General features: G+C 37.1%; 10 protein-coding genes. All 10 read left to right on the top strand.

Features of this window, described 5'->3' with window-relative positions; translation table 11 throughout:
• The first annotated feature begins 13 nt into the window (after positions 1-13).
• The 10 genes from rpsO (at position 14) to NST93_RS05780 (ending at position 12,042) form a co-directional block, all read left to right on the top strand.
• On the top strand, positions 14-283 hold the full coding sequence (gene rpsO, locus NST93_RS05825; protein ID WP_405102112.1) for a 30S ribosomal protein S15: 270 nt from the start codon (positions 14-16) through the stop codon (positions 281-283).
• A 286-nt stretch (positions 284-569) separates the two neighbouring features.
• Positions 570-2,687, top strand: a complete 2,118-nt coding sequence (locus tag NST93_RS05820) for a polyribonucleotide nucleotidyltransferase (RefSeq protein WP_405102110.1) — start codon at positions 570-572, stop codon at positions 2,685-2,687.
• 121 nt (positions 2,688-2,808) lie between these two features.
• The gene (locus tag NST93_RS05815; RefSeq protein ID WP_405102108.1) at positions 2,809-3,753 is read left to right on the top strand and encodes a polysaccharide deacetylase family protein; all 945 of its coding nucleotides are present in this window, start codon (positions 2,809-2,811) and stop codon (positions 3,751-3,753) included.
• Positions 3,754-3,849: 96 nt separating this feature from the next.
• Complete coding sequence (locus tag NST93_RS05810; protein WP_405102106.1) at positions 3,850-5,073, top strand: M16 family metallopeptidase; 1,224 nt, start codon at positions 3,850-3,852, stop codon at positions 5,071-5,073.
• A gap of 194 nt (positions 5,074-5,267) precedes the next feature.
• Positions 5,268-5,513 (top strand): YlmC/YmxH family sporulation protein, encoded by a 246-nt coding sequence (locus NST93_RS05805; protein WP_405102104.1) that lies wholly within the window; start codon positions 5,268-5,270, stop codon positions 5,511-5,513.
• Positions 5,514-5,639: 126 nt separating this feature from the next.
• A complete protein-coding gene (gene dpaA / locus NST93_RS05800; RefSeq protein ID WP_405102102.1) occupies positions 5,640-6,521 on the top strand; it encodes a dipicolinic acid synthetase subunit A in 882 nt (293 codons plus the stop codon).
• Positions 6,518-7,108: a dipicolinate synthase subunit B gene (gene dpaB / locus NST93_RS05795; protein ID WP_405102100.1), complete on the top strand. Its 591-nt coding sequence runs from the start codon at positions 6,518-6,520 to the stop codon at positions 7,106-7,108. The genes dpaA and dpaB overlap by 4 nt, the downstream gene beginning before the upstream one ends.
• A gap of 61 nt (positions 7,109-7,169) precedes the next feature.
• A complete protein-coding gene (locus NST93_RS05790) occupies positions 7,170-8,219 on the top strand; it encodes an aspartate-semialdehyde dehydrogenase (RefSeq protein ID WP_405102098.1) in 1,050 nt (349 codons plus the stop codon).
• Between the two features lie 139 nt (positions 8,220-8,358).
• A complete protein-coding gene (gene dapG, locus NST93_RS05785; RefSeq protein ID WP_405102096.1) occupies positions 8,359-9,591 on the top strand; it encodes an aspartate kinase in 1,233 nt (410 codons plus the stop codon).
• A gap of 156 nt (positions 9,592-9,747) precedes the next feature.
• Complete coding sequence (locus tag NST93_RS05780; protein WP_405102094.1) at positions 9,748-12,042, top strand: DNA translocase FtsK; 2,295 nt, start codon at positions 9,748-9,750, stop codon at positions 12,040-12,042.

Here is a 12,042-nt window from a genome sequence, read left to right as displayed (position 1 = left end):
AGGAGGTGGCCTCATGGCTATTACACAAGAACGCAAAAATGAACTAATTAATGAATTTAAAGTTCATGAAACTGATACTGGGTCTCCTGAAGTACAAATTGCTGTACTTACAGAAGAAATTAACACTTTGAATGAACACCTACGTGTTCATAAGAAAGATCACCATTCTCGCCGCGGTCTATTTAAAATGGTTGGTAAACGTCGTAACCTATTAAACTATTTACGTAATAAAGATGTTACACGTTACCGCGATTTAATTCAAAAACTCGGTTTACGTCGATAATTTTAAGAAAAAGCAGGAGAAATCCTGCTTTTTCTATTATTAACATAAATGAATACAGGGAAACATCTCCTCTAATTGAATTCTTTTGAAGGATTTAGTGATAATGTACATAAAAGCGTGAATGGACTTGCAGTTTGATTCTCACACTGCTATCGTTTATTCTAGAATAAGGATTTACTTAAATTTAGGAGATTGTTGCTTGTTGCATTAAAATAGTAATTTAAAAACATTTGAATGCCTTATAAAAATTAAAATGGAAGTTGTATTGAAAGGAGTACTACCCTATATGTCAGAAGAAAAACAAGTATTTTCGACAGAAATTTCCGGTTCTACTTTTAAAGTGGAAATAGGAGAGCTTGCAAAACAAGCTGGTGGAGCTGCAATGATTCATTACGGCGATACATCCGTTCTAGCTGTTGCTACAGGTTCAAAGGAACCAAAGGATTTACCTTTCTTCCCATTAACTGTTAATTATGAAGAACGTCTATATGCAGTTGGTAAAATTCCAGGCGGATTTATTAAACGTGAAGGAAGACCAAGTGAAAAAGCAATTTTAGCATCACGTTTGATTGACCGGCCAATTCGTCCGTTATTTCCTGATGGATATCGTAATGAAGTACAAGTTATCAGCACGGTAATGAGTGTGGATCAGAATTGTTCCTCCGAAATTGCTGCGATGATTGGTTCTTCTATTGCGTTATGTATTTCGAATATCCCATTTTCTGAGCCAATTGCTGGAGTTCATGTTGGACGTGTTAATGGAGAATTTATTATCAACCCAACAGTAGAAGAACAAGAAGCTAGTGATATTGAATTGACTGTAGCAGGAACGAAGGATGCTGTAAACATGGTTGAAGCTGGTGCTGATGAAGTACCTGAAGAAGTAATGCTTGAGGCAATAATGTTTGGACATGAAGAGATTAAACGTCTTGTTCAATTCCAGGAAGAAATTATTGCTAAGCTTCATGTTGAAAAATCTGAAGTTACTCTTTATGAATTAGATGAAACATTAACTGCAAAAACAGAAGCAGAAGCGAAGGACAAGCTGACTGAAGCAATCCAAGTAAAAGAAAAGCATGAACGTGAAGATGCGATTAATGCTGTAAAAAACGAAGTGATTGAGCAATATGATGCAGAAACAGAAGGCGATACCATCAAACAGGTAAAAGGAATCCTGGACAATATGGTAAAAGAAGAAGTTCGCAGACTCATCACAAAAGAAAAAGTTCGTCCAGATGGACGCAAACCAGACGAAATCCGTCCACTTTCAAGCCGTGTACACGTTCTCCCGCGTACACATGGTTCTGGACTATTTACACGTGGACAAACACAAGCGCTAAGCATTTGTACACTAGGAGCTTTAGGTGATGTGCAAATTCTCGATGGATTGGATTTGGAAGAATCTAAACGCTTTATGCATCATTATAATTTCCCGCAATACAGTGTTGGAGAAACTGGCCCAATTCGTGGTCCGGGCAGAAGAGAAATTGGTCATGGTGCTCTGGGAGAACGTGCACTTGAGAAGGTAATTCCATCAGACAAGGAATTCCCATACACAATTCGCCTTGTGTCAGAGGTTCTTGAGTCAAATGGATCAACCTCTCAGGCAAGTATATGTGCGAGCACATTGGCAATGATGGATGCTGGTGTTCCAATTAAAGCACCAGTTGCTGGTATTGCGATGGGACTTGTTAAATCTGGTGAAGATTATACAATTTTAACGGATATCCAAGGTATGGAAGATGCACTTGGTGATATGGACTTTAAAGTTGCTGGTACTGAAAAAGGCGTTACAGCACTGCAAATGGATATAAAAATTGAAGGTTTATCAAGAGAAATCTTGGAAGAGGCATTAACACAAGCTAAAACGGGACGCTTACAAATTCTTGATTCTATGCTTGCTACTATCAATGAACCTAATTCTGATTTATCACCATTTGCGCCTAAAATTATGACAATGACAATTAATCCAAATAAAATTCGCGATGTTATTGGACCGAGCGGTAAGCAAATTAATCAAATTATTGATGAAACTGGTGTGAAAATTGATATAGAGCAGGACGGAAAAGTTTATATATCTTCAACAGAAAGTGAAATGAACGAGAAAGCGAAGAAAATTATCGAAGATATCGTTCGTGAAGTTGAGGTTGGACAGATGTATATGGGTACTGTTAAACGTATCGAGAAATTTGGTGCATTTGTAGAGCTCTTTAAAGGGAAAGACGGATTAGTCCATATTTCAGAATTGCAACTTGAACGCACAAATAAAGTGGAAGATGTTGTTTCTATCGGAGATGAAATCCTGGTGAAAGTTAAAGAAATTGACAAACAGGGACGCGTCAACCTCTCTAGAAAAGCAGTATTACTAGAAGAAAAGGAAAGAAAAGAAGAAGCAAGTAAATAAACACTAAAAAAGAAACTGGGATTACTCAGTTTCTTTTTTATTTTGAGTTGAAAGTATTTATTATTCATTTAGCATACTCCATACCTTACCTGCATAAATTGGATAGCAGGGGGAGAGGGACATGCATGCATATAAAAAGTACGTTCATATTGTAGTTTTTACTTTAATTTTGCTTATTAGCTTTAACTATGATTATAATCCGCTTCAACTAAGTCCGATTACAACGAGTATAAGTGTGAGTCAATCTAAAGATTCTTTGTATAAAGAAATAGAAGAAAAAGCAGAGACATATAAAGAAGCTCCCCAGAATGCATACATCGATCGAGTTTGGAAAAAGACACCAGGAAGAAACGGAAAAGAAGTCAATATCGAGAAATCCTATCGAAATATGAAAAAAGCTGGAGTGTTTCGAGAGGAGTTACTTGTTTATAATGACTTATATCCAGAAATATCACTGCAAGACTTACCAGCAGCGCCAATATATCGTGGACATCCTGAAAAAGAAATGGTTTCATTTATTATAAATGTGTCATGGGGGAAAGAACATATTCCGGCAATATTGGAAACACTAAATGAGTATCAAGTGAAAGCGAGCTTCTTTATTGAGGGGAAATGGGCAAGGGAAAATGCGGAGCTTGTTAAAATGATCAAGGAGAATGGTCATATTATTGGGAATCATGCTTATAATCATCCAGATATGGCGCGAATTAATCGTTCTGAAATAACAGATCAAATCGTAAAAACAAATGAAATCTTGAAGGCAATAAATAGTGAAAATCCAGTATATTTTACACCACCAAGCGGCAGCTTTAATGACCAGGTTATCCAGACCGCAGCAGATTTAAATATGGAAACGGTCCTTTGGACTGTCGACACGATTGATTGGAAGAATCCATCTATTTCTGTTATGATAAATCGAGTAAGCAACAATATCCATCCTGGTGCAATTATTTTAATGCATCCCACTCAAGTTATTGCAGATGGGTTAGATGAACTTATTTTACTGATTAAAGAAAAAGGTTATAAAATTGGAAGAATTGACAGCTTGTTAAGTGAAGAAAGATAATTTTACTTATTTGAGGCCGTTCAACAAATCCGTTGAAATGACATTTTAAATTTGCCGGTTCTTTTTGAACATATACTATTAGTAGGGGGAAAAATATTGATTTATAAACATACTAGCAAGAATGGCTTAAGAATAATTATGGAGAAAATCCCTACCGTTCGCTCTGTAACGATTGGTATTTGGGTTTTAACAGGTTCTAGAAATGAAACGCCGGAAATAAATGGTATATCCCATTTTCTTGAACATATGTTTTTCAAGGGAACTTCAAAACGAAGTGCACAAGATATTGCAGAAGCATTTGATTCAATTGGAGGGCAAATTAATGCGTTTACTTCAAAAGAATATACTTGCTTCTATGCCAAGGTTTTAGATACACATAAAGATTATGCTTTGGAAATATTAACAGACATGTTTTTCAACTCAACATTCGATGAAGAGGAAATGGAACGCGAAAAGAAAGTTGTTTATGAAGAAATCAAAATGTATGAAGATACTCCGGATGATATCGTACATGATTTTCTTGCACGAGCAGCATTTGGTGATCATCCTTTAGGGTATCCAATTATTGGTTCTGAGAAGCAATTAAGCAGTTTTGATCGTACTTCATTAGAGACTTATATTGGTGAACGTTATACCCCAGATAATATTGTCATTTCGATTGCAGGAAATGTAGATGAGAGCTTTGTTCAATCAATTGAAGATAATTTTGGTCATTTTCAAGGAAAAGCTCAAGAGATTGGAGGACAAAAACCTGTGTTCCTTGCTGATACAATCAGCCGCAGCAAGGATACTGAGCAAGCGCATTTTTGTCTTGGTTACCAAGGTCTGCCAATAAATGACCCGCATACATATAGTTTAATCATTATGAATAATGTGCTTGGCGGTAGTATGAGCTCTAGACTATTTCAGGAAGTGCGTGAAAAACAGGGCTTAGCTTATTCTGTGTTTTCATATCATACCTCTTATCTTGATAATGGATTACTTACAATCTATGGTGGAACTGGGAACGAGCAGCTTCCCTTACTTAAAGAAACAATCTATCAGACAGTGGAAAATTTAGCGGAAAAGGGACTGACAGATAAAGAATTGCATAATAGTAAAGAGCAATTAAAAGGAAACCTTGTCCTTAGTTTAGAGAGTACAAATAGTCGTATGAGCCGTAACGGAAGAAATGAATTGCTATTAAGACGCCATCGTTCATTAGATGAAATGATCACAGAGATTGATGCAGTCACACACGAATCCATTCAACAAGTGTTAGACATCGTGTTTGCCGGCAACGTTGCAACAGCAATAATCGCACCAAAACTGGATGAATAATTTTCAGCTGTCAGTTGGAAGGTTACTCAACAATCGTTGATTGCTACGTGCAGAAACGTTTCGTTATTCTATTGCTGTTTGCAGATATAAACATTGATTTTCAGACATTGTTCTACGGTTAGTTTATATTCCATTGTAAATCTCAAACATGAATGAATGACATATTACATATACTTCTATGGGAGGAATGTTATATGCGATTTAAAGATATTAGCGGTAAGGAGATTATTAATGCAAATTTAGGAATTAAGCTCGGTGTGCTTGGACAAACAGACTTGGAAATTAACGAGAAAACTGGTCAGATAGAAGCCTTTATCATACCTTCCTATAAATGGTTTGGACTTAAAAAAGAAGAGGAAGAAACTATGATACGCTGGCGTGATATTAAAGTCATCGGGGAAGATATGATTATTGTAGAAGCAGAAGACATTTATAAGTAATTGGCTGGTATCCGTTCAAAAGGATACCAGCCTTTTTTCATGAATTTTTAAGATGCGAAGCACCCTTAATCCCCTTATTCATAAGCTATATAGAAATGAATTTATGTTTGGAGGTAAGTAGCGATAATGGAGCAACGCATTGCTGTAATTGGTGGAGATGCCCGATATCTCGAATTAATCCGCAAGCTTGAACAATTACCTCATGCAACAGTTGTGCTTGTTGGATATGATAAGCTTGAACCTGGATTTATTGGTTCAAAACAATATGATTTACATGAGATTCAGCCTAAAGATTTAGATATTATAATATTGCCAATCACTGGAACAGATCCAGAAGGGAATATAGAAGCAATTTTTTCAAATCAGCCAATTCAGCTGAAAGATTCATGGTTTAAACAATTAAGAGAGAAAACAATAGTATTTACTGGGATTTCCAATGAATATTTAGATGCAGTCAGTTCTGAGTCTAATATAGAATTGATTCCATTGCTTGGACGTGACGATGTCGCAATTTATAATTCAATACCTACCGCAGAAGGTGCAATAATGATGGCAATTGAACATACAGATTATACGATTCACTCATCAAAAGTAATTATTGCAGGCTTCGGCAGAGTGGGTAATACGGTTGCTAATAAATTTTCCGCTCTTGGTGGAGATGTATCAGTCGTTACGAAAAGTGTTCGTGAATTGGCTCGAATTACAGAAATGAGATTAAATGCTATCCCGCTTGAAGCATTCACAGACAGTGTGGGTGACTGTGATTTATTAATTAATACAATACCTGCTAAGGTAATTACGCAAGATATAATTGAAAAATTACCTGCGCATACCGTAATTATAGATCTTGCTTCTAAACCTGGTGGAACAGATTTTGAATTTGCTAAGAAACGTGGAATAAAAGCCATTCTGGCGAAGAGCCTGCCAGGTGTTGTTGCCCCAAAAACAGCTGGTGAAATTTTGGCGCAAGTAATTAAGCAAATTTTGCAAGAAAGGGGATTACCATGAGTTTAGAAAATAAAAAAATAGGATTCGGTTTTACTGGCTCGCATCATTCACAAGTTATTGTACTAAAAGAATTACAGAAGCTGGTAGATGAAAGAGCTGAGGTTTTTCCGATTATTTCCAACACGGTTAAATCGATTGATACAAAGCATGGTAAAGCAAAAGATACAATTAAGCGAATTGAAGAAATTACAGGAAAATCTGTGATTTCAACCATTCCTGAAGCTGAACCATTTGGTCCGAAAAATCCTCTCGATTGTATGGTGGTTGCACCTATGACGGGAAATTCCTTAAGTAAGCTCGCCCACGCACAAACCGACAATGCAGTATTAATGGCGACTAAAGCAACAATGCGGAATAATGCACCAATCGTGCTAGGAGTTACGACGAATGATGCTTTAGGTTTAAATGGTATGAATTTAATGCGCCTATTAACGACAAAGAATATATTCTTTATACCATTTGGCCAAGACGACCCTTTTAATAAGCCGAATTCACTTGTAGCACATTGGCCTTCTTTATGCGACACAATAGAGTATTCTCTAAAAAAAGAACAAATTCAGCCAATTATTATTTCTTATAATTCATAAAGTATGATAGACTTTAATGTTAAGAATATAATAATTAATAGTTGAAGGGAGTCGCAAGTTAATGACAGAAAATGCAAAATATAACGTAGCAGTTCTAGGAGCAACAGGAGCAGTTGGAACAAAAATATTACAAATTTTAGAGAAAAAGAACTTTCCTATAAAAGAATTAAAGGTATTGGCATCGAAACGTTCTGCTGGAAAAACCATTCAATTTAATGGCAATGATATTACAATCGAAGAGGCAACACCAGAAAGCTTTAAAGGAATTGATATTGCTTTATTTTCAGCAGGCGGATCTATTTCTAAAAAACTGGCTCCAGAAGCGGTAAAACATGGAGCTGTTGTAGTCGATAATACAAGTGCATATCGTATGGATCCGGATGTACCACTAGTAGTCCCGGAAGTGAATAAAGAGGACATCGCAAATCATAATGGAATTATTGCAAATCCTAACTGTTCAACGATTCAAATGGTAGCAGCACTGAAGCCTATAAAAGATAGTTTTGGACTTAATAGGGTTATCGTTTCTACCTATCAGGCTGTTTCAGGTGCTGGAGATGCAGCAATTTCAGAATTAAAAAACCAAACAGCACAATTTCTCAATGAGGAAGAGATGGAAGCAAATGTTTTACCAGTAAAATCGGATGAAAAACACTACCCTGTAGCATTCAACGCACTTCCGCAAATTGATGTTTTCTCTGATAACGGATATACATTGGAAGAGATGAAAATGATTAATGAAACAAAGAAAATCATGCATGCTGACGAACTTGCAGTAGCAGCAACTTGTGTTCGTTTGCCAGTTTTCACCTCACATGCAGAAAGTGTTTATATTGAAGTGGATAAAGAAAATGTGACCGTTGAAGAAATTTGGAAGGAACTTAAGTCCGCTCCAGGCATTAAACTCCAAGATAATCCAGCTGAGCAAGTATACCCAACACCACTTTCAGCTGCGGATAAAGAAGATGTCTTCGTTGGACGTGTTCGGAGGGATTTGGATAATGCAAAAGGTTTTCATTTATGGATTGTCTCCGATAACTTGGTAAAAGGAGCAGCACTGAATACCGTTCAAATTGCTCAAGCAGCTGTTGAAAATAATTGGTTGAAATAGATTGATCTAACATAACTTTTCTGATGATTTAATAAATGTCTTTTAAGCAGCTATAAATCTTCTTATTTATAGCTGCTTTAAAAAAGAAAAAAATATATGAGTATTTACAAAATCTCAGTCTTTGATGAGAGGTGATGCAATGCAACTATTAGTACAAAAGTTTGGTGGCAGCTCTTTACAAACCTCTAAAAAACGTCTCCATGTAATGAATCATATCAAAGAAGCTTTAGAAGAACATGATAAAATCATCGTTGTAGTTTCTGCGATTGGAAAACACCCTTCACCATATGCTACAGATTCATTGCTTAAACTAGTCAATTACCCCATTACCCATGCCGCCGATCGTGAACTTGATCTCCTGCTTGCTTGCGGAGAAATTATATCTGCTGTCGTTCTTTCAAATGAACTCAAACAAAAAGGAATCAATGCAATTGCTCTTACAGGTGCCCAGGCAGGTATTACGACAAATGATTACCATACGAATGCAAAAATAAAATATGTTGATCCATCACAGATAATGGATACTCTTCAATCGCATGATGTGATAGTTGTAGCTGGCTTTCAAGGTGAAACAGATAAAGGAGAAGTTACAACCATTGGAAGAGGCGGGAGCGATACAACCGCCGCGGCATTAGGAGCAGCGGTTAAAGCAGTGCGAGCTGATATATTTACAGATGTACCTGGAATAATGACAGCTGATCCAAGAATTGTTGAGCATGCTCAGATTTTAAAGAATTGTACTTACACGGAAACATGTAATCTTGCATATCAGGGAGCAAAGGTCATTCATCCCCACGCAGTTGAAATTGCAATGCAAGCAAAACTTCCATTGCATGTTAGGGCAACTGAACAAAAAACGCAAGGGACGTTCATTTCAGCAAAATATCCAGAGAATAAAAAAGTAAAAGAGGTGTCACGCCCGATTACTGGCATCGCTCACCTGACAGGAATATCTCAGGTGAAAATCAGCCGAAAAGATAATCCATCCTACTCTATGTCAGAAATATTTAAAACAATTGCGGCTGCAGGAATATCCATTGATTTTATTAACATCTCTCCACATCAAGTTATCTTTACTCTGCCAGAGACTGTGGTAAATCGTGCAAAAGGACTGTTGCAAAATTTAGATATAAAAGCGGAAATAAGTGAACACTGTGCAAAAGTATCTGCAGTTGGTATGGGGATGAGCGGAATTCCTGGAGTTGCTGCGAGAATTGTAACAGCACTTGCTAAAAAAGGAATACAAATCTTGCAAGCAGCAGATAGCCATACGACAATATGGGTTCTGATTCATGAAAAAGACTTACGGCAAGCAGTGAATGCCTTACATGATGTTTTCGAGTTAAGCAAAGGGAATAGAGTGCTATCATAGACTTATAAATAATACCCCGTCGTCTTTAGTATTTATAGCAAAATTATACAATGAATATGCTATAATAGATGTAATCTGAATGGACCCTTGCCAATTGTCTGGCAAGGGTTTAAATAACCAAAAAGTTATTTTTTTAATGCAATTTGAGGTGAAATTATGGCAAAAAAGAAGACGAAAAGAAAGTCAGCAAAGAAATCGAATCTCTTAAAATATGAATTATTAGGTCTGTTATTTATATTTTTAGCTATTTTTGGAAGTGGTGCTAGTGCAATAAGTGAAGGTGCTATCCCTGGATGGCTTGAGTATTTCTTTCGTTTTTTCCTTGGGATTTGGTATTATGTAGCTTCGATATTCTTATTTATTACGGGAATAGTATTGTTAATTAAGCGAAGATATCCAAATTATTTTACAAGAAAATTGGTAGGAATATATATTTTATTTGCGGGTGTTCTCTTATTAACACATGTACAGGCTTATGAGCCTTTACTTCAGGCAAATGGAAATATCTCCATTCTTGCCTCGACCTGGGATAACTTTATATCCTATATCGGTGGTCAGGTTTCTTCTGGGCAAACTGGAGGAGGGATGATTGGCGCAGTTATATTCACATTCTGCTACTATCTATTTTCTTTTACCGGTGCAAAGATTGTCTCAGCCTTTTCAATTATAATAGGAATTTTATTCATTACTGAAATGTCATTAGGAGAAATGACAAATAAGCTTTTAAACCAATTTAAAAAGCTTTGGGCTTCTATTCGTAAGCAGGCTGGTGAGGCAAAGGAAAAAAGAGGACAAAAGAAAGAGGACAAGCTGCTTGTGGAAGAAGCAACAGCTGTCGAGAAAGAAATCGAAAAGGAAACGGTAACAGAAACAGAACCGCTCATTAATGATTTTACCGAGGTTGCTTATGGTACAAGGCAACAAACAGAGGTGAAAATCGAAGAAGCTAATGTCGAAGAAGACGAAGAAGATGATATTAATGTTGAGCCTGCATTATCTTCTGCAGAAACGGAAAATCATGATTATGTGCTTCCTTCGCTTGATCTTTTAGCAAAACCGGCAAAAAATAATCAGCAGTATGAGAAATCTCATGTTCAGGCAACTGTCAGAAAGCTGGAAAGAACATTCCAAAGTTTTGGTGTGAAGGCAAAAGTTACTAAAGTAAATGTTGGTCCAGCAGTTACAAAATATGAAGTCTACCCAGAAGCTGGAGTTAAGGTAAGTAAAATTGTCAGCCTTCATGATGACCTTGCTTTGGCATTAGCTGCAAAGGATATTCGGATAGAGGCACCTATACCTGGTAAGTCTGCAGTGGGAATTGAAGTGCCTAATAGAGAAATTGCAATGGTTTCTCTGCGGGAAGTTATGGATGACACAATGAGTAATAAGGCATCCAAACTATTAGTTGCCTTAGGAAGGGATATTTCGGGCGATGCAATCATGACAGAATTAAATAAAATGCCACATTTGCTTATTGCAGGTGCTACAGGAAGCGGGAAGAGTGTTTGTGTTAATGGGATTATTACTACATTATTAATGCGGACAAAGCCGCACGAAGTAAAAATGATGATGATTGATCCGAAAAAAGTAGAATTGAATGTCTATAATGGTATTCCACATTTATTAGCACCCGTAGTGACAGATCCAAAAAAGGCTTCAAGAGCCTTGAAAAAGATTGTTTCTGAAATGGAAAGAAGATATGATCTATTTTCTGAAACTGGTACAAGGAATATTCAGGGATACAATGAATATGTCCGTAAGTATAATGCAACAGCAGATGAACAGCAGCCAGAACTGCCTTTCATTGTTGTATTAGTTGACGAACTTGCAGACTTAATGATGGTAGCCTCCAGTGATGTTGAGGATGCAATAACAAGACTTGCGCAGATGGCACGTGCGGCAGGCATTCATTTGATTATTGCAACACAGAGGCCTTCTGTCGATGTCATAACAGGGGTTATCAAAGCAAACATACCATCTAGAATAGCATTTAGTGTATCATCACAAACAGATTCGCGAACGATACTTGATTCAGGTGGTGCGGAAAAACTGCTAGGAAGAGGGGATATGCTCTTCCTGCCAGTAGGTTCTTCTAAGCCAATCAGAGTACAGGGGGCTTTTCTATCTGATGATGAGGTAGAGCGCATTGTCGATCACTGTATTGACCAGCAAAAAGCCTCCTATCAAGAGGAAATGATACCCGAGGATACGAATGATGAACTGGAGGAAGTCGATGATGAATTATATGATGATGCAGTGCAGCTTGTTATAGAAATACAGAGTGCTAGTGTCTCTATGCTTCAGCGCAGATTTAGGATTGGCTATACGAGAGCGGCCAGACTGATTGATGCTATGGAAGCAAGAGGAATCGTTGGCCCCTATGAAGGAAGCAAGCCGCGTAATGTCCTTGTTTCAGCGAGTGAACCAGAAGAGCAAACAACTTCAATTTAA

This window comes from Oceanobacillus sp. FSL H7-0719 (genome assembly GCF_045040795.1).
In the GTDB taxonomy this organism is placed as follows: domain Bacteria; phylum Bacillota; class Bacilli; order Bacillales; family Amphibacillaceae; genus Oceanobacillus.
The sequence above is the reverse complement of the archived record's forward strand: the minus strand, read 5'-3'. Positions and strand labels throughout refer to the sequence as shown.